Source organism: Streptacidiphilus fuscans, assembly GCF_015690355.1.
GTDB classification, from domain to species: domain Bacteria; phylum Actinomycetota; class Actinomycetes; order Streptomycetales; family Streptomycetaceae; genus Streptacidiphilus; species Streptacidiphilus fuscans.
In genome coordinates this window covers 742,552-766,955 of sequence record NZ_JADPRT010000002.1, presented here as the reverse complement: position 1 = coordinate 766,955, position 24,404 = coordinate 742,552, and the positions used below count along the sequence as shown (strand labels likewise).

The following is a 24,404-nucleotide window of genomic DNA, read 5'->3' as shown; positions in this document are numbered from 1 at the left end:
CAAGACCATGATCGTTGCACTCGACCACGTCCAGCTGGCCGCGCCTCCCGGCACGGAGGACACGCTCCGGGCCTTCTACATCGACGTCCTCGGCCTGACCGAGATCCCCAAGCCGCCGGTTCTCGCGGCCCGCGGCGGGGCCTGGTTCGCCACGGCGGACGGCTCGGTGCAGATCCACGTGGGGGTCGAGGACCCCTTCGTCCCGGCGAAGAAGGCGCATCCCGCTGTGCGCGTGCGGGGGATCCGCGGGTACGCGGAGGAGATCGCCGCGAAGGGCGCGGAGGTCGTCTGGGACGACAACCTCCCGGGGCACGACCGCTTCTACAGCTTTGACCCGGTCGGCAACCGCATCGAGTTCCTCGAACCGCGGGCTTAGCCGAACGAGACCTCAGGGGCGCGGGGCAGAGCCCCGCGCCCCTGGACGTTTGCAACGTCCCTCGCTGCGAACGGTCAGGACTTCCTGCGGCCGACGAGCTGGGGCCTGCGTTCCATCCCCTCCAGGCCGTGCCAGGCCAGGTTGACCAGGTGGGCGACGACCTCCGCCTTCTTCGGCTTGCGGACGTCGAGCCACCACTGGCCCGTCAGCGCAACCATGCCGACCAGCATCTGCGCGTACATCGGCGCCAGCTTCGGGTCGTAGCCGCGTGACTTGAACTCCAGGCCGAGGATGTCCTCGACCTGGTTCGCGATGTCGCCGATCAGCGACGCGAACGTCCCCGTCGACTGCGTCACCGGCGAGTCGCGGGTCAGGATCCGGAAGCCGTCCGTCGAGGTCTCGATGTAGTCGAGCAGGGCGAAGGCCGCCTCCTCGCAGAGTTCGCGCGGGTGACCGCCCGTCAGCGAGCCGGTGACCATGTCCAGCAGGAGCTGCATCTCGCGGTCGACCACGACCGCGTAGAGGCCCTCCTTGCCGCCGAAGTGCTCGTAGACGACCGGCTTGGAGACGCCCGCCTTCGCCGCGATCTCCTCCACCGAGGTCGCGTCGTAGCCGCGCTCCGCGAAGAGCGTGCGGCCGATGTCCAGCAGTTGCTCGCGGCGCTGCTTGCCGCTCATCCGCACGCGGGTCGCCCGCCGTGTGGTGTTTCCCGTTGCCCCCCGCCTGGACGAGGGCGTGTCGGTCACCGGATCCCTGTCGCCACTGCTCTCGTTCACAGGACCATCATGCCGCGCGCCGCGCGGCCAACCGATCCCGGCTGGGCCAGCGGACGTCGTGGGCCCAGCCGAACTGCTCGAACCAGCGGATCAGCCGGGCCGACGAGTCCACCTGGCCGCGGAGCACGCCGTGGCGCGCGGAGGTGGGGTCGGCGTGGTGCAGGTTGTGCCAGGACTCGCCGCAGGAGAGGACGGCCAGCCACCAGACGTTGCCGCTGCGGTCGCGCGAGCGGAACGGCCGGTTGCCCATCGCGTGGCAGATGGAGTTGATCGACCAGGTGACGTGGTGCAGCAGCGCGATCCGGACCAGCGAGCCCCAGAAGAACGCCGTCAGCGCCCCCTGCCAGGACCACGACCACAGGCCCCCGACCAGCGGCGGCAGCAGCAGCGAGATCAGGGTGAAGAGGAAGAACTGCCGCGAGATCCAGGTGATGTCCCGGTCCTGGACCAGGTCCGGTGCGTACTGCTGTTGCGGCGTCTGCTCCTCGTCGAAGAGCCAGCCCATGTGGGCCCACCACAGGCCGCGCAGCAGCGCGGGGACGGACTCGCCGTAGCGCCAGGGGGAGTGCGGGTCGCCCTCGCGGTCGGAGAACTTGTGGTGCCGGCGGTGGTCGGCGACCCAGCGCACCACCGGGCCCTCCACGGCCAGGCTGCCGGCCACGGCCATGGCGATCCGCAGCACCCGGCCGGTCTTGAACGAGCCGTGGGTGAAGTAGCGGTGGAATCCGACGGTGACGCCGTGGCACGCGGTGAAGTACATCGCCACGGCAATCACGATGTCGTGCCAGCCGATGCCCCAGCCCCAGGCGACCGGGATCGCGGCGAGCACGGCGAGGAAGGGAACGACGATGAAGAGCGCGAGCGCGACCCGCTGTGCCGCGCTCTGCTTCTCGCCGCCCCTGGTCCCCGGGACGGCCTCGCGGGCTGCGGGGACGGCGGTGGACGCGGCGCCGCTCCGGGCGGTGCCGCTGCTTTCTGCGGTGCTGCTGGTCGGGATGGTCACAGGTCGCCCCTCGGCCTACGGAACCGTAACTTACGGCATCGTAGGTTCTCTTCCCGTGCCTGCGGAAGTACACCCCGTCCGGGCGTGGCGAGCGGGTGAATTCCCGAGGTCAGACGATTGCGCTCGATCGTGTGAACCGGATTCGTTCGCCTGCCGGAGCCGCCGGCGCGCGCCCGAGGCGGCGACACGCACGGTCGATGTTCGACGCAGCGCTCACCTGTATCGTCGCGTCGGAGGCTGGTGGTACGGCATAGTAGGAGCCGCCGCTCGGCCGAGTGGTCCATCCGCCGTGGTGTAACTGGCAGCACACCGACCTTTGGAGTCGGCAAGTCAAGGTTCGAATCCTTGCGGCGGAGCCTGAAGGACACGGGAATCTGAGCGGTCGACGCTCCCTGGATATCCTCAAAAGTGTTCGGGCGCGTTTGTGCGGATCCCTGTTCGGGTGGTCGGCGGGCCCGGCGGACCCTCCCCGTTCCCCTGCAGAGGAGCCTGCTTCCATGTCTCCCACCGCCGTGATCGTCCTCGCCGCAGGCGAGGGCACCCGGATGAAGTCGGCCGTGCTGCCCAAGGTGCTGCATCCGCTCAGCGGGCGGACGCTCGTCGGCCATGCCGTCGCTGCGGGGCGGGAGCTGACGCCGGAGCAACTGGTCGTGGTCATCGGCCACATGCGCGACAAGGTCGCCGCCCACCTCGCCGAGGTGGACCCGGGCGTGCGCACGGTCGTCCAGGAGGAGCAGAAAGGCACCGGCAACGCGGTCCGCGTGGCGCTGGAGGCGCTGGCCGCCGACGGCATCGCCCTGGACGGCACGGTGGTGGTCACCACCGGCGACACCCCGCTGCTCACCGGCGCGACCCTGAAGGCGCTCGCCGCCACCCACGCCGCCGACGGCAACGCCGTGACGGTGCTGACGGCCGAGGTCCCCGACGCGACCGGCTACGGCCGGATCATGCGGGGCGCGGACGGTTCGGTCCGGGCGATCGTCGAGCACAAGGACGCCACCGACGAGCAGCGCGCCGTCGCCGAGATCAACTCGGGTGTCTTCGCCTTCGACGGCAAGCTGCTGGCCGAGGGCCTGGCCGAGGTGCGCACGGACAACAGCCAGGCTGAGGAGTACCTCACCGACGTGCTCGGCATCCTGCGCGAGGCGGGCCACCGGGTCGGTGCGGTCGTCGCGGCCGACTACCGCGACATCCTCGGCATCAACGACCGGGTGCAGCTGGCCGAGGCCCGCCGGATCATGAACGACCGTCTGCTCGACGCCGCCATGCGCTCCGGCGTGACGGTGGTCGACCCGGCGACCACCTGGGTCGACGTCCAGGTCTCCTACGAGCGCGACGCGCTGATCCACCCGAACACGCAGCTGCACGGCGCCACGGTCGTCGGCGAGGGTGCCGAGATCGGTCCGAACTGCACACTTCGGGACACCGAGGTCGGCGCGGGCGCGGTTGTGAGCAACACCACAGCCACCAGCGCGGTGATCGGCGCGGGCGCGAGCGTCGGCCCCTACGCCTACCTGCGTCCGGGCACCGTCCTCGGCGTGAAGGCCAAGGTCGGCACCTATGTCGAGACCAAGAACGCCGAGCTCGGCGACGGCGCCAAGGTGCCGCACCTCAGCTATGTGGGCGACGCCACGATCGGCGAGGGCACGAACATCGGCGCGGCCTCCGTCTTCGTCAACTACGACGGCGTCAACAAGCACCGTTCGACCATCGGCGCGCACTGCCGGACCGGCTCGGACAACATGTTCGTGGCCCCGGTGACGGTCGGGGACGGCGCCTACACGGCGGCCGGCTCGGTCATCTACCAGGACGTCCCCGCAGGGGCGTTGGGCGTTGCGCGGGCTCAGCAGCGCAACATCGAGGGCTGGGTGGAGCGCAAGCGCCCGGGCACGGTCTCGGCCGAGGCCGCCGCCGCGGCGAAGGCGCGCACGGAGTCCGCGGAGGCCCCCGAGGGGTAGGCGCGGGCCGCCTCGAAGCGGGCGGCGGCAGGCGCGGACGGGGGCGCTCGGAGCACGTCGGGTGCCCCCCGGAGCCACCATCCGGCCCTGCTCGGACCACTCCTTCGCCGGACCCGAGGGCGACGGCAACGCCCACGGACGCGTAACCTTGTGGACATCCACACGCAGCAGGCCCGCAGCAGGCCAGACGTCCGCCTGCGGCGAACCAGCAACAAGGAGACGGTTGCAGTGACCGGGATCAAATCGTCCGGCTCGCGGAAGATGATGCTCTTCTCCGGCCGTGCCCACCCCGCCCTCGCGCGGGAGGTGGCCGAGCAGCTGGGTGTCGAGTTGGTCCCCACCAAGGCGCTGGACTTCGCGAACGGCGAGATCTACGTCCGTTACGAGGAGTCGGTCCGCGGTGCGCACGCCTTCGTGCTGCAGAGCCACACCGCGCCGATCAACCAGTGGATCATGGAGCAGCTGATCATGATCGACGCCCTGAAGCGGGCCTCGGTCAAGACCATCACCGTGATCATGCCGTTCTACGGGTACGCCCGTCAGGACAAGAAGCACCTCGGTCGTGAGCCCATCTCCGCCCGCCTGATAGCCGATCTGCTGAAGACGGCCGGCGCCGACCGGCTGATCTCCGTGGACCTGCACACCGCGCAGATCCAGGGCTTCTTCGACGGCCCGGTCGACCACCTCTTCGCGCTGCCGATCCTGGCCGACTACGTCGGCTCCAAGGTCGACCGCGACAAGCTCACCGTGGTCTCCCCGGACGCCGGCCGCGTGCGCGTCGCCGACCAGTGGTCGGACCGCCTCGGTGCGCCGCTGGCCATCATCCACAAGCGCCGCGACCCGAACGTGGCCAACAAGGTCATGTCCGCCGAGGTCGTCGGTGACGTCAAGGGCCGGGTCTGTGTCCTGGTCGACGACATGATCGACACCGGCGGCACCATCGTCGCCGCCGCGGACGCCCTGTTCGACCAGGGTGCGGAGGACGTCATCGTCGCCGCCACCCACGGCGTGCTCTCCGGCCCGGCCGCGGACCGCCTGAAGAACTCGCGCGCCAGCGAGTTCGTCTTCACCAACACCCTGCCGACCCCGGGCGAGCTGTCCCAGGAGATCGACAAGGTGACCACGCTCTCCATCGCCCCGCTGATCGCCCGCGCGATCCGCGAGGTCTTCGACGACGGCTCGGTCACCAGCCTCTTCGACAACGCCTGATCAGCTGAAAGATCGTTTTGGCTCCCTCGGCGGGCTTGGGTACTCTGGGGTATCTGCCCGGCGAGGGAGCCTTTTGCGTGCCTGTGCATGCTGAGCTCCGTTATCGACGCGCTTCTTGTTGAGAGATGTGTGAGATGGCCGCCGAGCGCTCGCCCGTTTCACGCACCTCAAGGAGCGCTTCATGTCCGAGATCAAGCTTGCCGCTGAGCCCCGCACCGAGTTCGGCAAGGGTGCCGCCCGCCGCGCCCGTCGCGCCGGCCTGGTCCCCGCCGTCGTCTACGGCCACGGCCACGCCCCGGTCCACCTGAACCTGCCGGGCCACGACCTGATGCTGGCTCTGAAGACCCCGAACGCGCTGATCTCCCTGCCGATCGACGGCAAGCAGGAGTTCGTGCTGCCGAAGGCCGTCCAGCGTGAGGCCATCAAGCGCACCATCGAGCACGTCGACCTGATCCTGGTCAAGCGTGGCGAGAAGGTCACCGTCGAGGTTCCGGTCCACACCGAGGGCGAGCTGGCCCCCGGCGGCAACCTGCTCGAGCACGTCCTGAGCGCCCTGCCGATCGAGGCCGAGGCCACCCACCTGCCCGAGTCCGTCACGGTCTCCATCGAGGGCCTGGAGGCCGGTGCCTCCATCCTCGCCCAGGACATCACCCTCCCGAAGGGCTCCTCCCTGGCCGTCGAGGGCGACACCGTCGTCCTGCAGATCATCGGCGCCCAGGCCGAGGCCCCCGCCGAGGAGGCCGAGGAGGGCGCCGAGGGCGCCGAGGCGGCTGCCGAGGCCTGAGCCTCGTCGCACCACCTGTAGTTCTTTCTCCGGCACTGCCCCGGTCGTCCGCGATGATGGCCGGGGCAGTGCTGCGTGGCGCAGCGACAGTTCCGTATCCCGACAGGAGTCTTCGCAGATGAGTGAGCAGGGTCCCTGGCTGGTGGTCGGCCTCGGCAACCCCGGTGGGCAGTACGAGGGGAACCGGCACAACATCGGCTTCATGGTCGCCGACCTGCTCGCCGAGCGCGTGGGCGGGAAGTTCAAGACGCACAAGAGCCGTGCGCAGGTCGTCGAGGGCCGGCTGTCGGGTCAGCGGGTGGTGCTGGCCAAGCCGATGTCCTTCATGAACCTCTCCGGCGGCCCGGTGGTCGCGCTCCGCGACTTCTACAAGGCGGACGTGGACCGGCTGATCGTCATCCACGACGAGCTGGACATCGACTACGCCACCCTGCGCCTCAAGCGCGGCGGCGGCGACAACGGCCACAACGGCCTGAAGTCCATCACGAAGTCCCTGGGCCCGGACTACCTCCGCGTCCGCGCCGGAATCGGCCGCCCGCCCGGCCGGATGGACGTGGCCGACTTCGTCCTGCGGGACTTCTCGTCGACGGAGCGCAAGGAACTCCCGTGGTTCGTCGACCGCACGGCCGACGCGGTCGAGTCCCTGCTCCAGGACGGCCTGGAGCGGGCCCAGTCTGCGTACAACAGCTGAGCCCGCTCCGTCTGACGTTGCGTCAGTTGTCAGGCGTGGACGTAGGTCCCGGGACCGTAGGCGTCGACGAACCACGGGCTGTTACCCGTGAACCACGCGACCTCCCAGGTCCCGCCGGTCTCGGCGCGGCCGTAGAGGTTGAAGTAGCCGCCGCTGTTGGTCCAGCTGGACGCCTCGTAGTACCAGGTGTTGCTGCGGTAGGGCCGGAAGAAGAGGTAGACGCGCGTGCTGCGCATCGGACCCCAGGCGCCGTAACCCCGGTCCCACAGGCCGCCGCTGAAGCGGATCACCTGGCCCTTGTAGGCCCAGGTGGTGCTGGGCTTGGCGCCGGTGATCAGGGTCGAGTACCGGAACGTGTGGATCACGTTGCTGTACGCGGCCTCGTAGCCGGGTGCACCGGGGTACCAGAGCCTCCAGTAACCGTGCGGGTTGTCCACCCACGCGGCGACCTGCTTGTACGAGACGGCGCCGGTCGGGATGTAGCCCAGGTTCTTCCAGCCGGTTCGGCCGTCGGGCGACTCCAGGACGTAGACCTTGCCGCCGCCGATCTGGTTGTTCGTGCTGTTGGCGGAGTACTGGAAGGTCAGGTCGGAGTACTCGTCGATGCTCGGGGAGCTCAGGTTGAGCGAGACGACCTGGGTCACCGAGGTCACGCTGAAGTTCGCCACCGAGGAGGCGAGCCACTGGTCCCAGTTGTAGCTGCCGCTGTCGGTGGCCACCTGCCAGGTGCCGACCTGCGAGGTCTGTAGGTTGAACGAGAACCTGCCGCTGGCGTCCGTCGTCGAGCCGTGGTTCCAGTAGCCGCCCGTATTGAACATGTAGGCCTGGTCGGCGGCCGGCTTCCAGGTCTGGGTGGTGGAGTCCAGGTACTGGACCGTGCCCGACACCACGATGTTGGCGTTGGCGATGGTCGTGGTCGAGCTGTGGTCCAGCACGATCCTGGTCTGCGTCAGGCTGCCCTCGTTGACGGCGGCGGAGGGGCCGGTCACGTTTCCGTGCGGGTCCACCGCCTGAAGGGTCACGACCTTGCTGGTGAAGGAGCCGGGGGCGGGCTTGTAGGTGATGGAGAAGCTGCCGTCGCTGCCGCCCAGGTCCCAGCCGAAGCCCAGCTCCTGGTTGTTCGCGTCGAGCAGGTTGATCGGCTCGTTGTAGGTCCCGCTGTGATACGGCACGTTGGTCTGGAGCCCGCTTGCGGGATCCCAGGTGTCCAACTTGCCCGATGCGGTGACGGTCTCGCTGCCGAAGGCCAGGTTGCTCGGGGTGATGGTGGTGCTCGGGTCGAAGACCGGCTTCTTGTAGTAGTCCATCGTGCCGGTGACGGCCGTGGACGCGGTCTGCGCGCTGTCGAACGCCTGCACCGAGTCGGTGTAGGTCACGTAGTCCGGAAGCTGGATCACGCCGGACTGCCAGACGCCGTTGTTGACGGTGCCGCTGATGAGCGTGAAGCCGCCGGCGGTCCCGGCGGTGGTGGTGCCCCCGTCCTCGGAGAACGTGGCCGTCAGATGGTCGACGCCCGCCACGGAGCTCGCCGCGACCTGCAGGACCCGCCCGGTCGGGAGATCGACGGGGGTGACCGTCGAGACCACAGGAGCTGGGGCCGGGGAGGCCGAGGTGGCCGTGTCCGTGGGAGTCGGAGTCGGCGAATCCGTGGGAGTCGCCGTTGCTGACGAGGTGTCCGACGGAGTCGGGCTCGCGGGGGTGTCGGCCATGGCTTGGGCCGGGACCGCGAGGGTCGCCACCAGCAGCGCGGCTGCGGTGGCGGGGAGGGTGGAACGGAGTCTCACTATGAGAGTCCCCCTGACGAAAAAGGAACCCCATGTCGGTCCGACTGTGGACCACATGGGCGATGTGCGTGAGAGCCTAGTGAGCACCCCGTGAAAGACTGCGGCCGTTGTCCCGGTTTGACGGAACAACGGCCGCAGTTGAACGTTGAATCGTTATCCGGCCAGCTGGTTTTCGGCCAGGGCCGGGATCTGTTCCGGCGTCAGCCGGTGTTGCGCAGGCCCGCCGCGACGCCGTTGACGGTCAGCAGCAGCGCGCGCGAGCGGAGCGGGTCCTCCTCGACGCCGTTGGCGTCGTCCTCGCGCTGACGGCGCAGCAGGGCGACCTGGAGGTAGGAGATCGGGTCCAGGTAGGCGTCGCGGATGGCGAAGGTCTGCTTCAACACCGGGCTGTGCTCCAGCAGTTCGGACTCGCCGGTGACCCGCAGCACCTCCTTCAGCGTCAGCGCGTGCTCGGCCTCGATCTGGCCGAAGACGTGCTGCAGCTCCTCGGGCACCAGCTGCTCGACGTAGTGGCGGGCGATCCGCAGGTCCGTCTTGGCCAGCGTCATGGCGACGTTGGAGAGGAAGTTGCGGAAGAAGTGCCACTCGGCGTGCATCTCGTCGAGGATCTCGCCGAGTCCCGCCTCCCGGGCCGCCGCGAGGCCCGAGCCGACGCCGTACCAGCCCGGCACGATCTGCCGGGACTGCGTCCAGCCGAAGACCCACGGGATCGCCCGCAGACCGTCCAGGCCCGCACCGGAGTCGGGACGGCGCGACGGGCGCGAGCCCAGGTGCAGCGACGCGAGCTGGTCGACCGGGGTCGAGGCGAAGAAGTAGGCGGGCAGGTCCGGGTCCTCGACCAGGCGCCGGTAGGCGCTGTGCGCACCCTCCGAGACCGTGTCCATGGTCGCGTCCCAGCGGGCCAGCGCCTCCTCCGACTGGCGCGGGGAGGTGTGCAGGGCGGAGGCCTCCAGCGTCGCGGAGACCGTGAGCTCCAGGTTCTCCCTGGCCAGCGACGGGATCAGGTACTTGTCGGAGATCACCTCGCCCTGCTCGGTGACCTTGATCTCGCCCTCCAGCGTCCCGTACGGCTGGGCCAGGATCGCCTCGTGCGAGGGGCCGCCGCCGCGGCCGACCGTGCCGCCGCGGCCGTGGAAGAGCCGCAGCCGCACGCCGTAGCGGTGCGCGACGTCGCGCAGCCGGCGCTGGGCGCGGTGGATCTCCCACTGCGAGGTGGTGATGCCGCCGAACTTGGACGAGTCCGAGTAGCCCAGCATGACCTCCTGCACGTCCCCGCGGAGCGAGACCAGCAGGCGGTAGGAGGGGTCGCGCAGCATCTCGTCGAGGATGGTGTCGGCCGAGCGCAGTTCGTCGGTGGTCTCCAACAGCGGCACGATGCCGATCTTGGCGACACCGGCGTGCAGGTCGATCAGCCCCGCCTCGCGGGCCAGCACCGCCGCCGCGAAGACGTCGTCCGCGCCCTGGCACATGGAGATGATGTAGCTCTCCACGATCTCCGGCCCGAACCGCTCGAACGCGTCGCGGATGGTCTGGAACACTCCGAGCGTCTTGGCGCCCGCCGCGTCCAGCGGGGCCGGGGTCGGCGCCAGCGGACGGCGCGACTTGAGCTCCTTGGCGAGCAGCCGCTGCCGGTACTCGCGCGGCATGTCGGTGTAGCGCCAGGCCTCCTCGCCGAGCCGGTCGAAGAGCTGGCCCAGCGTGTGGTGGTGCGCCTCGGCGTGCTCGCGCACGTCCATCGTCGCCAGCTGCAGACCGAACGCGGCGATGGTGCGGATGGCGCGGCTGATCCGGCCGTCCGCGATCAACTCGCCCTTGTGGGCCCGCAGCGAGGACTGGATCAGCTCCAGGTCGGCCAGCAGCTCGCTGGTGCCGAGGTAGTCGCAGCCCGGCACGTGCGGGGTGCCCGCGGCGAGCCGCTCCCTGGTGTTGATCAGCTTCTGGCGGACGCAGGTGGCCTTGAGCCGGTAGGGCTCCTCGGCGTTCATCCGCTTGTAGCGCGGGCTGATCTCGGGCAGCCGCGCGAGGTCGGTGGCCAGGCTGTCCAGCAGCTCCTGGCTGGCGCCGGAGAGCCGGACCGAGGACGAGAGGGTGGCACGCAGCTCGTCGACCACGTCGAGCGCGTCGTTGATGCCGTACTCGTGCTGGAGCAGCAGCACGTCGCGCGTCACCGCCGGGGTGACGTTCGGGTTGCCGTCCCGGTCGCCGCCGATCCAGGTGCCGAAGGTGAGCGGACGCACGCCCTCGGGCAGGGTGACGCCGACCCGGGCCAGCTCCTCGTTCAGCTCCTCCAGCACGTCGGGGACCGCGCGCTTGTAGAGCTCGTCCAGGTAGTAGACGGCGTTGCGGGCCTCGTCGGTCGGCTCGGGACGGGCGATGCGCAGCTCGTCCGTCTGCCACAGCAGGTCGATCACCTCGGCCAGCCGCCGGTCGGCCTGGCGGCGGGCGGTGGGACGCGAGGGGCTGTCCTCCAGCTCCAGCAACTCGGCCAGCCTGCGCAGCTTCTGCAGCACGCTGCGGCGCGCGGCCTCGGTCGGGTGCGCGGTGAAGACCGGTCGGACGTTGAGGTGCGCGAGCGCCGCGCTCACGTGCTCCGGGTCCGCGTCGGCGAGCTTGTCGACGGCCTGGGAGAGGAGCGAGCCGTTGTCGGCGCGGTTGGCGTTGAGCTCACGACCGCGGTGCACCTGCTCGGTGACGTTGGCCAGGTGGAAGTAGGTGGAGAAGGCCCGCACCAGCTTGGCGGCGGTCTCCAGGTCGGTCTGCTCCAGCAGCCGCGCCGCGGCGGCGCCGTCGGTGCGGGTCAGGAGCCGGACCCGCTCGACCAGGTCGAGCAGCTCCTGCCCGTCCTGCCGGACCAGGGTCTCGCCGAGCAGTTCGCCCAGGCGGCGGATGTCGGCGCGCAGAGCACTGTTGTCGGGCTCGGCCGGGGTGGTGGCGGCCGGGGAAACGGCGGGGACGGTTGCCTCGCGTGCGTCGCTCACGCTGGTACTCCCTTGCGGGGTGGAGTGGGGACGACAAGGACGTGCGCGGACCACGTTGTCCGCCCCTGTTGCGTGCTGCTGATCTTTCGCGGTCCAGCATAGGTTGCGGGGCGTGACCGTCCAGGACCTTGGCCGCCATGCGGACACTCCGCAGGGGACCGGGTGCCGCGCCTCACGTGGGCCAGGACCCCCGCGTCCCGCGGATCGAAGCGGATACGGGAGTGTGCGGCGGCCCGTCAGCTCCTCTTGTCTACGCTTGACGGCATGAGGGTGGGAGCGTGGCAGCGACGACGGAGCATGTGGCTGGATCTGGCGTTGGCCGCCGCCGCAGCGCTGGAGTGTGCCGGTTCGGCGTACACCTTCACCGCCCACCAGGGCCTGGGCCTCGCCGCGCGGGTCGCGGTGGCGGTCTACGCGCTGGTCGCCGGCGCCACGCTGGTGGTCCGGCGGCGCTGGCCACTGGTCCCGGTCGCGGCGGCGCTGTCGACGATCCCGCTGTCGGCGGGCTACCTGCTGCTGATGATCGGCCTCTACACGCTCGGCGCGTACCGCCCGGAGGGCGCGGCGGGACGTTTCGCCGAACGCCGCGCCATGAGCGCGCTCTGCGCGGTGGCCATCGCCGAGACGGTCCTCGTCTCGACCCTCACCCTGGGCACGCAGCACCAGGACGCGCTGCACCAGGGCGTGCCGGAGTGGGTGCTGATCCTCTTCTCGGTGCTGGCCGCGATCGCGATCACCGTTCCGCCCACCATGCTGGGCCTCTACATCGGCGCCAAGCGGCGGCTCTGGGTCGCCCTCACCGAACGCGCCGAGGGCCTGGAGACAGAGCTCGGCCTCCTCGCCGACCAGGCCCGCGAACGCGCCCTGCGGGCCCGCGTCGAGGAGCGGACCCGGATCGCCCGCGAGATGCACGACGTGGTCGCGCACCGGGTGAGCCTGATGGTGGTGCACGCGGGCGCGCTCGAACGCGTCGTGCACAAGGACCCGGAGAAGGCGGCGGCCAGCGCCAAGCTGATGGGCGACATCGGCCGCCAGGCGCTGGACGAACTCCGCCAGATCCTGGGCGTGCTGCGCACGGTCGAACCGAACGACGACGACTCGGGCGGGGCGCCCGTCGGGGCGTCCGGCACGGCGTCCGGCACGGAGTACGTGCCGATGGGCGTGGCGGACCTGCCCAAGCTGGTGGACGAGTCACGGGCGGCGGGCCTCGGGGTGCGGTTCACCCTGGGCGGCGCGCGCCGCACGCTGACCTCGGAGGCGGAGCAGACCGCGTACCGCGTCGTCCAGGAGGCGCTGACCAACGTGCTGAAGCACGCGCCCGGCGCCGACGTCGAGGTCGTGGTGGCCTACGTGCCGGGCGGGGTCGCCCTGGCCGTCTCCAACACCTGCCCCCCGGCCGAGCAGACGGGGGAGGAGCGTGACGCGACGATCCTCCCCAGCGGCGGCAACGGCCTGGTGGGCATGCGCGAGCGGGTCACCGCGCTGGGCGGCGCCTTCACCGCAGGCCCGACGGCGGAGGGCGGTTTCCGCGTGGAGGCACGGCTGCTGGCCGCGCGGTAGCTACGCTGTCCCTGCGCTTGTCCTAGGAGGTAGGGGGTAGCCCGTGCGGATCGTGCTCGACCAGGAGTCCGCTGTCCCGCCGTACGAACAGATCCGCGCGCGGATCGCCGAGGCAGCGGCGAGCGGCGAGGCGCCGGTCGGCATGCGGCTGCCGACGGTCCGCGGCCTGGCCGAGGAACTGGGCCTGGCGGTCAACACGGTCGCCAAGGCCTACCGCGAGCTGGAAACGGCGGGCGTGGTGGAGACCCGCGGCCGCGCGGGCACGGTCATCTCGGCAGCGGGCCACGCCGCGCACGGCGAGATCGCGAAGGCGGCAGCGGCGTACGCGCTCCGCGCGAAGTCCCTCGGCCTCTCCGCGCCGGAGGCGCGAGCCCTGATGGAGACGGCACTCCGCGAGAGCTACGGCGCGTAGCTTCTGCTCGACGGGTCGTTGCACCTTCAGGGGCGCGGGGAACTGCGCGACAAGCCACCCACGCAGGTGGAACACCGAACGAACAGGGCCATCCGCTCATCGGTGGTTTCTCGCGCAGTTCCCCGCGCCCCTGGAGGGTGCAACCACCCGATGGAGCGACAGTTCTCTCTGCCCACCGGCAGTCAGAGCGCGTCGGTCAGGAAGCGCAGCCGTTCCGCCCGCAAGCCGGAGATCAACGTCGTCAGCGCCTGGTCCATGGAGTGCCCCAAGAACCACTCGCCCGTGTGGTCCAAGCTGTAGACGCGTCCCACCGCGTCGATCGCGAGCAGGGCCTGGGCCTCCCGTTCCTCGCCCAGGGGGCAGACCGGGAGTTCCAGGGCGCGGCCCAGGTCCGCGAGCGTGCGCGGCTGGTGAAGCCCCCGCAGGGGGTCGATGACGAAGGACGTCCGGGCGACCTGCGCGCCCGCGCCCTCCAGGCTCACCGTGACGTCGCCGAACTCCGCCCAGGCCTCGACCGCGGCCGGGAAGACCGTGTGGCGGTGGCCCTCCGGCGAGGCGTAGCCGTCGAGCGCCTCCGCCCACTCCTCCGCGCGGTCCAGGCGCTTGCGGCCGGGGAACCAGCCGGACTTGGTCAGTACCGACGCGACCTCCGCCGGGAACCGGGCCTCCATGTCCTTCTCCTCTCCTCCCCGTACCCCGTACCCCTCTTCCGTGCCTGGTCAGCGCCGCTTGAGCCGGCCCCCGGACTTCTCCTGCAACGAGATCGTCTTCACCCCGAAGTGCTCCAGCAGCGGCATGCACGACCGGCACGGCGGCTGGTGGGTGCCGTGGGCGGGGTCGCCCTCCTCACGGATCCGGACCGTCGTCATCTTCGCGCCGCGCAGCGCCTTGCGTGCCTCGCCCTCGCCGAAGACCCTGCGAGCCGCGCGCCCCGAGCGGTCCGCCTCGGCGTGGTCGAGGAACTGCGACAGCAGCACCGCCTCCGGGCAGCGCCCGGTGAAACGCTCCAGCGCCTCGACCGGGAGCCCGTCGAGGAACCCGCCGACGAGCGGATGCAGCCGTGGCGGATCGCCCTTCTCACTCACATGCGTATACGTATCACCCTGCACCGACAACGCCGCAGCGACGATCGGCATGAGGCTGTCCCTGCGGTGCCGCAGCAGCGGCGCAGGGGAAGGTCTGCGTTGGTGAACCGGTGTTTCCATGAGCGTGCCTTGCCTTCCCCCCGTGTGAACCCCCGTGAACCTCGCGGTGATCAGACTGCCAAATACCCTTGAGGGTCACGAAATCGGGGGTCTGTTCGAGATCAAGTTCCGGCTGTCGCGGGCGCTGTGACGACCGGGGAGATCCGCCCGAAGCGCCCAACCCCTAGGCTGGGCTCCGGCAGCCAGTTCCAGCAGGGGGCAATCTCCATGACGACAGGTCGACCGAACGCGGCCTACGCCAGGCAGGTCGTGCACTTTCCCGATCCATTGCGGGCGCAGCAGTACCCCTCGGGGGTGAAGGTCGACGCGTCGGGCCACCCCGACTTCGGACCCTACGCGCGCGCCGCCGCCGAAGTCGCCGACCCACCAGCGGGGTTCGGCGTCGACGAGCTGAGGCTGACCGACTACGTGTCGGCCAACGCCGCGTTGCGCGCCCAGGGTCACGAGCTCTGGGCGGACGTCGACAGCCCGGTCGGCACGCCCGTCGGCTGGACGTGGCACCACTCGGTGACCCCGGCCACGCCCGGCAGTCGCCGACTGGAGTTGGTCCCGGTCGAGGTGAAGGCGCTGCTGCGGCACCACGCCGGGCTGGCCACCTCCAGCGCCGACCACGCCAAGCGCGGCACGCGCCCGCTCCAGGAGCGGCGTCCGGTCCACTTCGAGCTGCCGTCGCCGGTGGCCGAGGCGGTCGAGGGCGCTGACGGCGGCACCGGCGCCGACGGGCAGTCGGGGCCGCAGGTTGCGGAGGCCGCGACGCCCACCGAGGTCGAGCAGCGGATCCAGGGTGTCGAGGAGTCCCTCGGCTACACCCTCCCGGGCCCGTACCGGACCTTCCTCAAGGCGGCAGGCGGCCGGGCGCCGAAGGGCCTCGGCCTGGACACCGAGCTCGGCGTCCTGGTCGACCAGCCCTTCTTCACGCTCCGCGACGAGCGCTCGCTGGACGACCTCGCGTACGTCAACAAGTGCCTGCGCGACCACATCACCAAGGACTACCTGGGCATCGCCTACGCCCAGGGCGGCCTGCTGGCGCTCAAGGTACGCGGCGACGGGATCGGCACGGTCGGGTTCCTCCCCTACGACGACGCCCGGGACGACGGCGACGCCGGGCTGACGCCGCAGCAGCGCGTCGACCGCCTGCTGCTGCCGTGCGGCGAGGACTTCGACGCGTTCCTGCTGCGCCTGGCGGGCAGCCCGCCCGAGCTGCAGACGGTCGCGGAACTGATGGTGGACGGCGGCTTCGCCCGCGCCGTTCCGGTGGAGGGGTGACGTCGACGTGGTGACGTACGCGGAGGCGCAGGAGCGCGCCGAGGAGTGGATCAACGGCGGTGTGCCCGGATACCGGCGCCGCGAGGTGCGGGTGCGCGAGTTCGACCTGGGCTTCGTCGCCTGGGCCGTCGACCGCACCGACGGACCGTCGTCGGACGGCGGCGCGGCGCGCATGGTGATCGCGCGGGACACCGGCACCACCACGCTCTGGCCCGGCCTGCCGATCAACGAGGTGGTCAAGCGCTACGAGGAGGCCTACGGCCGCCCGGTCGGCGCTACGCCCACCCAGAACTCGGCCCCGCCGGACATGGACCTGATGGAGGCGACGTCCTTCCTGCTCAGCCCGCCGCAGTGGCTGGAGGAGGCCGCCGCCAAGGCCCGTGAGGCGGAGGCCGCCAGCCTGCAGGTCGCCCCGCCGGTCTCGTCGGGCCCGCCCGCCGAGGTGCCGACCATGCTCTCGGCGCCCCCCGCCGTGAACTCCCTGCCCGGGCCCGACGCGGCGCCGTCCGCGCCGCTCGCGCCGCCGGCCCCGGCCCCCGTTGCCGCCGCCGCGCCCGGTCTCCCGGGGCCCGCTGCGCCGCCTCCGCCGTTCGGTTCTGACGGTCTGTCAGGCCAGCTGGGACCGTCTGGGCCGTCGGGACCGTCGCAGGGCGGGTTCCCCGGTGCGCCGATGGGCGGTCCGGGTATGCCCCCGCCTCCGCCGGGTGTTCCGATGGGCGGCCCCGGTATGCCGCCCCCGCCGCCTGGTGCGCCGATGGGTGGCCCTGGCATGCCTCCTCCGCCGCCCGGTGCACCGATGGGTGGCCCCGGTGCGGGCTCGGATGCCGAGGGGATTGCCTACGCGCCCACGATGTTGTCCGGTCCGGCGTTGCAGGTTCCGGCTGGTGGGCCACCGGTTCCTCCGCCGCCGCCCGGTGCGCCCATGGGCGTTCCCGGTATGCCTCCGCCTCCGCCCGGTGCGCCGATGGGTGGCCCTGGCATGCCTCCGCCTCCGCCCGGTGCGTCCATGGGTGGCCCCGGTATGCCGCCTCCGCCTCCGGGTGCGCCGATGGGTGGTCCCGGTATGCCGCCGCCTCCGCCCGGCGCCCCGATGGGTGGCCCTGGTATGCCGCCGCCGCCCGGGGGGATGGACGACGCCGGGATCGCGTTCGCGCCGACGATGCTGTCCGGCCCGGCCGTCGTGCCCGGAGCGCCCCCGGTCGGCGGTCCTGGCATGCCTCCGCCCCCGCCGCCGGGTGCGCCGATGGGTGGCCCCGGTATGCCGCCGCCCCCGCCCGGGGCCTCCATGGGCGGGCAGGCCACGCCCGGACTGCCCGGTCAGCTGGCGCCCCAGCCCGGCATGCCCGGTGTCCCCGGTGCGCCGAGCGGTGTGCCGACCGTCGGGCCCGGCTACATGGCCGTGCTCCGCTACCGCGGTCCGGACGGCTCCGAGCAGCAGGTCATCCAGCGTTCCGCGCTCGGCCTGCCGCACCCGGAGTGGCAGATCCTGCAGGAGGTCCGTCGGCTCAACGTGCCGCCGGAGCAGGTGCTTGAGCTGCACACCGAGCTGGAGTGCTGCGACCTGCCCGCCGGGTACTGCGCGCGGATGGTCAAGGAGGCCTGGCCCAACGTCCGTATCACGCACACCGCCCCGTACGGGCGGGACGCGGCGGCCCGGCGTGCCGGCGTCGAGCACCTGGTGGACCACCTGAAGGAGCTGCACCAGCACGCGTCCGGCCCGGAGCCGGTCGCGCCCGTGCGCGCGTCGCTGCCGCCCGCCGGGGCGCCGACCCCGCCGCCGCCCCCGCAGGTGCTGGGGCAGGAGGTCGCCGCGGCCTTCGGCGACCAGAACCTGTTCCGCTACGAGGCGCAAGCCGCCGCCCGTCCGGGCCTGCCCGAGGTCGTCTCCGCGACGCTGACCTGGGTCGGCCTGCCGCGTGACTTCGGTCCGTTCTTCTGGGCGCAGGCCCAGCCGGGGCGCCCGGTGCCGACGCTGGCCGAGCTCGCCGCGGAGCGCGGCCTGACGGCCGGTCCGGACGCGGCGTCCTACCTGGTCCTGGGCAACGACTACGGCCGTCAGCTGTGCGTGCAGTACGGCACCAACGCTGTCGTCGCGGTGGACCTGGGTTCGCCGGGTCAGCCTGCCGGTCCCGAGGCGAGCCAGCCGCGTTTCGTCAACAGTGGCGTGACCGAGTTCGTCCGGAGTCTGGCTGTGCTCGGTCGCCTCTGGCGGTTCCGTTACGGCCTGACGCAGGAACAGGCCGGCCACTGGACCACGGACTTCCAGAACGAGCTGCTCACCGTCGACCCGGCGGCGCTCTCGTCGCCGGAGAACTGGTGGTCCGTCGTGCTGGAGCAGTTCTGGGACGGCCTGCTCTAGACCTGTGGAGCCTCGGTGAACGGGGGTCGGCCCGGTGGCCGGCCCTCGTTGCTGTGTCGGTACCGTCTGAAGAAGAATTAATCTGCTCAAAATAGGACGATGACCGATCGGGCCCGGCCAGCGGAGGAACGGCAGCAGAGTATGAGTGAACCGACGACTCCCCACGCCACAGAGTTCACCCTGACGCGCCGAGGCTACGACGTCGACCAGGTGGACCAGGCCCTCGCCAGGTTGACGGCCGCCCGCGACGAGGCCTGGCAGGGCCTCGCCTCGCTCGGGGACCGGATGCGCGGCCTGGAACGCCAGCTGATGGACATGCGCGAGGCCCAGGGCGTGGCCGAGGCCACCGTCCCGGACTTCGAAGTCCTCAGCCCGCGCGCCGCCGGCCTGCTGGTCACCGCCGAGGAGGAGGCCGAGGCGGTCCGTTCCGGGGCGGTCCAGGAGGCTGCCCGGATCGACGCCGAGGCCCGCACCGCGTCGCGGCGCGAGCGCACCGCCGCCGGGCAGTACGCGGACCAGCTCCGCGCCGCGTCCGACGAGGGCCACCGCCGCGAGCTCGACCGCGCCCGCTCCCGCGCGGAGGCGGAGCGCGCCGAGGCCGACCGCGACGCCCGCGCCCTGCACGACGACGCCGTGGCGTACGCGGACGACATCCGCTCGCGTGCGGAGAACCACACGGAGGACGCGCAGACCTGGCTGACCGGCCAGCAGCGCGCCGCCGCACAGGAGTTCGCCGCGCACGACGTCAAGGTGGTGGCCTGGGAGGCCGAGATCACCGCGGTCGGCGACCGCAAGCTCAACGAGAGCGAGCGCCACCACAAGGCGATGGAGGCGAAGTCAGCGGGGATAGACGCCGACGCGGCGACCCAGGCCGAACGCCTCCTGGAGGCCGCGCGGCGGGAGGCCTCCCGCATCGCCGAGGCCTCGGACCGCGAGTACCGGACCTTCGAGGAACGCCGCGACCAGATCCAGGGCCAGCTCGACCACATCCGCCAGACGCTGATCGCCCTGACGGGCACGGTCGCGGGCGGCGGGGCGGACGACGACGAGGCCGGGCCTGAGGACGAGGCTGACGACGAGGGCACCCCGCAGGTCGACAGCGAGTCGGACACCTCGGAGCTCCCGACGATCCCGGAGTCCGCGGACAACCCCAACGAGTAGGTGCACTATCCAGAGCCCCGCGCCCCTGGATGGTGCAACCGCCTGCGGGAGCGAAAGCGTCTGCGCGTCGTTCGAGTCGGCGGCGTACTCTGGGAACCCCCGGGTTGCTTCGCAGTCCGGGTGTTTCGCGTTGCCTCTGGCTGAGAGAAGTAGATGAGCCTGACCGGCCTGCTCGACATCGTCGCCTCGGACTCGGCGCTTGCCGAGGCCGCAGAAGCCGCACTCGCCGGGGATCGCCGGCACCTGGACCTGGTGGGCCCGCCGGCCGCCAGGCCTTTCGCCGTGGCCGCGCTGGCACGCGCGCTCGCGGACGCCGCCAAGGGGAGCCGGGGACGTCCCGTCCTCGCCGTCACCGCCACCGGGCGCGAGGCCGAGGACCTGGCCGCCGCGCTCGCTTCCCTGCTGCCGCCGGAGGCCGTCGCCGAGTTCCCGGCCTGGGAGACGCTGCCGCACGAGCGGCTCTCGCCGCGCTCGGACACCGTCGGCCGCCGCATCGCCGTGCTGCGCCGGATCGCGCACCCGAAGGCGGACGACGCCGTCGGCGGCCCGCTGCAGGTGATCGTCGCGCCGGTGCGCAGCGTGCTGCAGCCGCAGGTCAAGGGCCTGGCCGAGCTGGAGCCCGTCAGCCTCGCGCAGCGCCAGGAGGTGGACCTCGACGACCTGGTCGCCCGCCTCGCCGCCGCCGCGTACCAGCGGGTCGAGCTGGTGGAGAAGCGCGGCGAGTTCGCCGTGCGCGGCGGGATCCTCGACGTCTTCCCGCCGACCGAGGAGCACCCGCTCCGCGTCGAGTTCTGGGGCGACGAGGTCGAGGAGATCCGGTACTTCAAGGTCGCCGACCAGCGCTCGCTGGAGATCGCGCCGCACGGCCTGTGGGCCCCGCCCTGCCGTGAGCTGCTGCTGACCGACGAGGTCCGCGCCCGCGCCGCCGAGCTCGCCGAGGAGCACCCGGAGCTCGGCGAGATCCTGGACAAGATCGCCCAGGGCATCGCCGTCGAGGGCATGGAGTCGCTCGCGCCGGTCCTGGTCGACGACATGGAACTGCTGATGGACGTGCTGCCGCAGGGCAGCGTCGCCGTCGTCTGCGACCCGGAGCGGGTGCGCACCCGTGCCGCCGACCTGGTGGCGACCAGCGCCGAGTTCCTCCAGGCCTCCTGGGTGGCCGCCGCCTCCGGCGGAAAGGCGCCGCTGGACGTCGGCGCGGCCTCGCTCTGGTCGCTGGCGGACATCCGCGAGCACGCCGCCGAGATCAGCCTGCCGTGGTGGTCGGTCAGCCCGTTCGCCGCCGATGAGGAGGAGGCGACCGGCCCGGACGTGCTGCACCTGGGCATGCACCCGGTCGAGGCCTACCGCGGCGACACCGCCCGTGCCATCGCCGACTGCAAGGGTCGTCTCGCCGAGGGCTGGCGTGTGGTGCTGGTGACGGAGGGCCAGGGCCCGGCCTCACGCATCGCGGAGATGCTCGGCAGCGAGGGCATCGGCGCACGGCTGACGCCGGACCTCACTACCGAGCCCGCCACCGACGTGATCCAGGTGGCCTGCGGCGCGATCGAGCACGGCCTGGTCCACGAGGGCCTCAAGCTCTGCGTGATCACCGAGACCGACCTGTCCGGCCAGAAGTCCTCCACCAAGGACATGCGCCGGATGCCCTCGCGCCGCCGCAACGCGATCGACCCGCTCGCCCTCAAGGCCGGCGACTTCGTGGTCCACGAGGCGCACGGCGTCGGCCGCTACATCGAGATGGTGCAGCGCACCGTCCAGGGCGCGACCCGCGAGTACCTGGTGCTGGAGTACGCGCCCGCCAAGCGCGGCCAACCGGGCGACCGGCTCTTCGTGCCGACCGACCAGCTGGAGCAGGTCACCAAGTACGTCGGCGGTGAGGCCCCGACGCTGCACCGGCTCGGCGGCGCGGACTGGACCAAGACCAAGGCGCGGGCCAAGAAGGCGGTCAAGGAGATCGCCGCCGACCTGATCAAGCTCTACTCGGCGCGTATGGCCTCGCCCGGCCACGCCTTCGGCGCGGACACCCCGTGGCAGCGTGAGTTGGAGGACGCCTTCCCCTACGCGGAGACGCCCGACCAGCTCTCGACGATCGCCGAGGTCAAGGAGGACATGGAGAAGACGGTCCCGATGGACCGTCTGATCTGCGGCGACGTGGGTTACGGCAAGACCGAGATCGCGGTGCGCGCCGCGTTCAAGGCCGTCCAGGACGGCAAGCAGGTGGCCGTCCTGGTGCCGACCACGCTGCTGGTGCAGCAGCACTTCTCCACCTTCTCCGAGCGGTACGCCAACTTCCCGGTCGTGGTGAAGGCGCTCTCCCGGTTCCAGACCGACAGCGAGGCCAAGGCCGTGCTGGAGGGGCTGCGCGAGGGCAGCGTCGACGTGGTCATCGGCACGCACCGGCTCTTCTCCTCCGAGACCCGGTTCAAGGACCTGGGCCTGGTCATCGTCGACGAGGAGCAGCGCTTCGGCGTCGAGCACAAGGAGCAGCTGAAGAAGCTCCGGGCCAACGTGGACGTGCTGACGATGTCCGCGACGCCGATCCCGCGCACGCTGGAGATGGCCGTCACGGGCATCCGCGAGATGTCGACGATCACCACCCCGCCGGAGGAGCGCCACCCGGTGCTGACCTTCGTCGGCCCCTACGAGGAGAAGCAGATCGCCGCCGCGATCCGGCGTGAGCTGCTCCGCGAGGGCCAGGTCTTCTACATCCACAACCGGGTCGAGTCGATCGACAAGGCGGCGGCCCGGCTGAAGGAGCTGGTCCCCGAGGCGCGGGTGGCCACCGCCCACGGCCAGATGGGGGAGCAGTCGCTGGAGAAGGTCGTCGTCGACTTCTGGGAGAAGGAGTTCGACGTCCTGGTCTCCACCACGATCGTCGAGTCCGGCATCGACATCTCCAACGCCAACACGCTGATCGTCGAGCGCGGTGACACCTTCGGCCTGAGCCAGCTGCACCAGCTGCGCGGACGTGTCGGCCGTGGCCGCGAGCGCGGCTACGCCTACATGCTCTACCCGCCGGAGAAGCCGCTGACCGAGACCGCCCACGAGCGGCTGGCGACCATCGCGCAGCACACCGAGATGGGCGCGGGCATGTACGTGGCGATGAAGGACCTGGAGATCCGCGGCGCGGGCAACCTGCTCGGCGGCGAGCAGTCCGGGCACATCGCCGGGGTCGGCTTCGACCTCTACATGCGGATGGTCGGCGAGGCCGTGGCCGAGTTCCGCGACCAACTGGCGAACGGCGGCGCGGCTCCGGAGGAGGAGCCGCTCGAGGTCAAGATCGAGCTGCCGGTCGACGCCCACGTCCCGCACGACTACGCGCCGGGCGAGCGGCTGCGGCTCCAGGCGTACCGGTCGATCGCGGCGGTCAACTCGGAGGAGGACATCGCGCAGGTCCGGGCCGAGCTGACGGACCGCTACGGCAAGCTGCCCGAGCCGGTGGAGAACCTGCTGCTGGTGGCGGGTCTGCGGCTGTTCGCCCGGCGCTGCGGGATCTCGGACATCACGTTGCAGGGGCAGTTCATCCGGTTCGGCCCGATGGAGCTGCGCGAGTCGCAGGAGCTGCGGCTCAACCGGCTCTACCCGCGCAGCCAGGTCAAGCCGGCGACCAAGCTGGTGCTGGTCCCGCGTCCGAGCACGGCGCGGATCGGCGGCAAGCCGGTCGTCGGCCGCGAGCTGCTGACCTGGTGCGCGGAGTTCCTCTCCACCATGTTCGAGGAGCTCGCCGCCAAGCGGTGACGTCAGCGGGTGACGTCAGCGGGTGACGTCAGGGGGTGACGTCAGCGGGTGACGCGGGCGGGGACGCGCACATGTCGGACGCCTCGGACGGGCATCACGCCCGGCCGAGGCGTCGTCGCGTGCCCGGTCCCGCTACGCTCGAAACATGCTCCTCGGACTCTGCATGGCCCTGCTCGCCGCCCTCTGTTTCGGCACCGCGATGGTGCTCCAGGCGCTGGGCGCGCAGAAGCACTCGCCTGCGGACCCGGACTCCGGCCTGGTCGGCACCGTCAAGGCGATGGTCAACCTGCCGTTCGCCGCGGGCCTGCTGCTGGACCTGTTCGGCTTCTGCGCCCAGCTGGTCGCGCTCCGTTCGCTGCCGCTCTACGTCGTCCAGGCGGCGCTGGCGGGGGCGCTCGCGGTGACGGCGGTGCTGGGCGCGGCCATGCTGCGGCTGCGGCTGGGACGCGCCGAGTGGGCGGGTGTGGCCGGGGTCTGCGTCGGCCTCGCCGTGCTCGGCGCGACCGCGGGAAAGGAGGGCGACAAGCATCCCGGCATGGCGCTGCACTGGATCCTGCTCGCCTCGATCCTGGTCATCGCCGTCGCCGGTGCGGCCGTCTGGCGCGTGCGCGAACCGGCACGTGCGGCGGTGATGGGCGGCCTCTGCGGGCTGGGCTTCGGCGTGGTCGGCATCTCGGTCCGGCTGCTGCCCGCCATCCACGGCATGGACCTGGCGCCGCTGTTCAAGGACCCGGCGACGTACGCGCTGCTGGCGGGCGGCGCGGTGGCGTTCGTCTTCATGACCGAGGGCGTGCGCGGCGGCAAGGTCACCACGGCCACCGCCGCCATGGTCCTCGGCGAGACGGCCCTGCCCGCCGTGCTGGGCGTGATCCTGCTCGGCGACCGGACCCGCTCGGGCCTGGAGTGGCTGGCCGTCCTCGGCTTCGCGGTCGCGGTGGCTGGCGCGCTGGCGCTGGCCCGCTTCGGCGAGGTCGCCCCGCCGGAGGCCCAGGACGACGAGGAGGCCCCCGCGGTCCCGGACGGCTCGTCCGCATCGGACGCTCAGGGCCCCGTCGGCGCCACGCGCGTCCGGATGGAGCACCAACACCACTGAGGACACCACAAGGTGTCCGTGTTCATGCACTGGTGCGCGGCCCGCGCGCAT

At 71.6% G+C, this 24,404-nt stretch carries 18 protein-coding genes and 1 tRNA gene; 13 read left to right on the top strand and 6 right to left on the bottom strand.

Annotation, left to right across the window (positions count from 1 at the left end; all coding sequences use genetic code 11):
* Positions 1–7: 7 nt before the first annotated feature.
* Positions 8–376 carry a VOC family protein gene (locus tag I2501_RS07110; RefSeq protein WP_196192946.1) on the top strand — a complete coding sequence of 123 codons (369 nt, stop codon included), beginning with the start codon at positions 8–10 and terminating at the stop codon, positions 374–376.
* 74 nt (positions 377–450) lie between these two features.
* On the opposite strand, the gene I2501_RS07105 is transcribed toward I2501_RS07110, so the two are convergent.
* Together I2501_RS07105 and I2501_RS07100 are read right to left on the bottom strand one after the other, a co-directional pair.
* Positions 451–1,053: a TetR/AcrR family transcriptional regulator gene (locus tag I2501_RS07105; protein ID WP_037608163.1), complete on the bottom strand. Its 603-nt coding sequence runs from the start codon at positions 1,051–1,053 to the stop codon at positions 451–453.
* Positions 1,054–1,159: 106 nt separating this feature from the next.
* Positions 1,160–2,155, bottom strand: coding sequence for an acyl-CoA desaturase (locus tag I2501_RS07100; RefSeq protein ID WP_328806246.1), 996 nt, complete (start codon positions 2,153–2,155; stop codon positions 1,160–1,162).
* A gap of 283 nt (positions 2,156–2,438) precedes the next feature.
* Between I2501_RS07100 and I2501_RS07095 the strand changes: the two genes are divergently transcribed.
* The 5 genes from I2501_RS07095 (at position 2,439) to pth (ending at position 6,797) form a co-directional block, all read left to right on the top strand.
* Positions 2,439–2,511, top strand: a tRNA-Gln gene (locus I2501_RS07095).
* Positions 2,512–2,652: 141 nt separating this feature from the next.
* Positions 2,653–4,113, top strand: coding sequence for a bifunctional UDP-N-acetylglucosamine diphosphorylase/glucosamine-1-phosphate N-acetyltransferase GlmU (glmU, locus tag I2501_RS07090; RefSeq protein WP_196192945.1), 1,461 nt, complete (start codon positions 2,653–2,655; stop codon positions 4,111–4,113).
* Positions 4,114–4,341: 228 nt separating this feature from the next.
* Positions 4,342–5,322: a ribose-phosphate diphosphokinase gene (locus I2501_RS07085; protein ID WP_196192944.1), complete on the top strand. Its 981-nt coding sequence runs from the start codon at positions 4,342–4,344 to the stop codon at positions 5,320–5,322.
* Between the two features lie 181 nt (positions 5,323–5,503).
* Positions 5,504–6,106, top strand: a complete 603-nt coding sequence (locus I2501_RS07080) for a 50S ribosomal protein L25/general stress protein Ctc (RefSeq protein ID WP_196192943.1) — start codon at positions 5,504–5,506, stop codon at positions 6,104–6,106.
* A gap of 118 nt (positions 6,107–6,224) precedes the next feature.
* The gene (pth, locus tag I2501_RS07075; protein WP_196192942.1) at positions 6,225–6,797 is read left to right on the top strand and encodes an aminoacyl-tRNA hydrolase; all 573 of its coding nucleotides are present in this window, start codon (positions 6,225–6,227) and stop codon (positions 6,795–6,797) included.
* A 29-nt stretch (positions 6,798–6,826) separates the two neighbouring features.
* Here pth and I2501_RS07070 read toward each other — a convergent pair whose 3' ends face one another.
* Positions 6,827–8,581 (bottom strand): hypothetical protein, encoded by a 1,755-nt coding sequence (locus I2501_RS07070; protein WP_196192941.1) that lies wholly within the window; start codon positions 8,579–8,581, stop codon positions 6,827–6,829.
* Positions 8,582–8,781: 200 nt separating this feature from the next.
* Complete coding sequence (ppc, locus tag I2501_RS07065) at positions 8,782–11,559, bottom strand: phosphoenolpyruvate carboxylase (protein ID WP_196192940.1); 2,778 nt, start codon at positions 11,557–11,559, stop codon at positions 8,782–8,784.
* Between the two features lie 264 nt (positions 11,560–11,823).
* On the opposite strand from ppc, the gene I2501_RS07060 reads away from it, so the two are divergent.
* Both I2501_RS07060 and I2501_RS07055 read left to right on the top strand, forming a co-directional pair.
* On the top strand, positions 11,824–13,119 hold the full coding sequence (locus I2501_RS07060) for a sensor histidine kinase (protein WP_196192939.1): 1,296 nt from the start codon (positions 11,824–11,826) through the stop codon (positions 13,117–13,119).
* A gap of 43 nt (positions 13,120–13,162) precedes the next feature.
* Positions 13,163–13,531 (top strand): GntR family transcriptional regulator, encoded by a 369-nt coding sequence (locus I2501_RS07055; RefSeq protein WP_196192938.1) that lies wholly within the window; start codon positions 13,163–13,165, stop codon positions 13,529–13,531.
* A 182-nt stretch (positions 13,532–13,713) separates the two neighbouring features.
* Here I2501_RS07055 and I2501_RS07050 read toward each other — a convergent pair whose 3' ends face one another.
* Together I2501_RS07050 and I2501_RS07045 are read right to left on the bottom strand one after the other, a co-directional pair.
* Complete coding sequence (locus tag I2501_RS07050; protein ID WP_196192937.1) at positions 13,714–14,202, bottom strand: SUKH-3 domain-containing protein; 489 nt, start codon at positions 14,200–14,202, stop codon at positions 13,714–13,716.
* 48 nt (positions 14,203–14,250) lie between these two features.
* Positions 14,251–14,736, bottom strand: a complete 486-nt coding sequence (locus I2501_RS07045; RefSeq protein WP_196192936.1) for a YwqJ-related putative deaminase — start codon at positions 14,734–14,736, stop codon at positions 14,251–14,253.
* Positions 14,737–14,943: 207 nt separating this feature from the next.
* Here I2501_RS07045 and I2501_RS07040 point away from each other — a divergent pair, with 207 nt between their 5' ends.
* From I2501_RS07040 to I2501_RS07020, 5 genes are all read left to right on the top strand, one after another.
* Positions 14,944–16,002 (top strand): SMI1/KNR4 family protein, encoded by a 1,059-nt coding sequence (locus tag I2501_RS07040; protein ID WP_196192935.1) that lies wholly within the window; start codon positions 14,944–14,946, stop codon positions 16,000–16,002.
* Positions 16,003–16,009: 7 nt separating this feature from the next.
* Positions 16,010–18,361, top strand: a complete 2,352-nt coding sequence (locus I2501_RS07035; RefSeq protein WP_196192934.1) for an SUKH-4 family immunity protein — start codon at positions 16,010–16,012, stop codon at positions 18,359–18,361.
* A 141-nt stretch (positions 18,362–18,502) separates the two neighbouring features.
* A complete protein-coding gene (locus tag I2501_RS07030) occupies positions 18,503–19,522 on the top strand; it encodes a DivIVA domain-containing protein (RefSeq protein ID WP_196192933.1) in 1,020 nt (339 codons plus the stop codon).
* A gap of 153 nt (positions 19,523–19,675) precedes the next feature.
* Positions 19,676–23,260 (top strand): transcription-repair coupling factor, encoded by a 3,585-nt coding sequence (gene mfd, locus I2501_RS07025; RefSeq protein WP_196192932.1) that lies wholly within the window; start codon positions 19,676–19,678, stop codon positions 23,258–23,260.
* A gap of 145 nt (positions 23,261–23,405) precedes the next feature.
* A complete protein-coding gene (locus tag I2501_RS07020) occupies positions 23,406–24,353 on the top strand; it encodes a DMT family protein (RefSeq protein ID WP_236045897.1) in 948 nt (315 codons plus the stop codon).
* Positions 24,354–24,404: the final 51 nt, after the last annotated feature.

Coding starts and splice junctions, on each gene's coding strand:
- I2501_RS07030 (WP_196192933.1), top strand. CDS start 18,503: ATGAGTGAACCGACGACTCCCCACGCCACAGAGTTCACCCTGACGCGC.
- I2501_RS07040 (WP_196192935.1), top strand. CDS start 14,944: ATGACGACAGGTCGACCGAACGCGGCCTACGCCAGGCAGGTCGTGCAC.
- pth (WP_196192942.1), top strand. CDS start 6,225: ATGAGTGAGCAGGGTCCCTGGCTGGTGGTCGGCCTCGGCAACCCCGGT.
- mfd (WP_196192932.1), top strand. CDS start 19,676: ATGAGCCTGACCGGCCTGCTCGACATCGTCGCCTCGGACTCGGCGCTT.
- I2501_RS07105 (WP_037608163.1), bottom strand. CDS start 1,053: ATGAGCGGCAAGCAGCGCCGCGAGCAACTGCTGGACATCGGCCGCACG.
- I2501_RS07050 (WP_196192937.1), bottom strand. CDS start 14,202: ATGGAGGCCCGGTTCCCGGCGGAGGTCGCGTCGGTACTGACCAAGTCC.
- I2501_RS07020 (WP_236045897.1), top strand. CDS start 23,406: ATGCTCCTCGGACTCTGCATGGCCCTGCTCGCCGCCCTCTGTTTCGGC.
- I2501_RS07080 (WP_196192943.1), top strand. CDS start 5,504: ATGTCCGAGATCAAGCTTGCCGCTGAGCCCCGCACCGAGTTCGGCAAG.
- I2501_RS07045 (WP_196192936.1), bottom strand. CDS start 14,736: ATGGAAACACCGGTTCACCAACGCAGACCTTCCCCTGCGCCGCTGCTG.
- I2501_RS07110 (WP_196192946.1), top strand. CDS start 8: ATGATCGTTGCACTCGACCACGTCCAGCTGGCCGCGCCTCCCGGCACG.
- I2501_RS07060 (WP_196192939.1), top strand. CDS start 11,824: ATGAGGGTGGGAGCGTGGCAGCGACGACGGAGCATGTGGCTGGATCTG.
- glmU (WP_196192945.1), top strand. CDS start 2,653: ATGTCTCCCACCGCCGTGATCGTCCTCGCCGCAGGCGAGGGCACCCGG.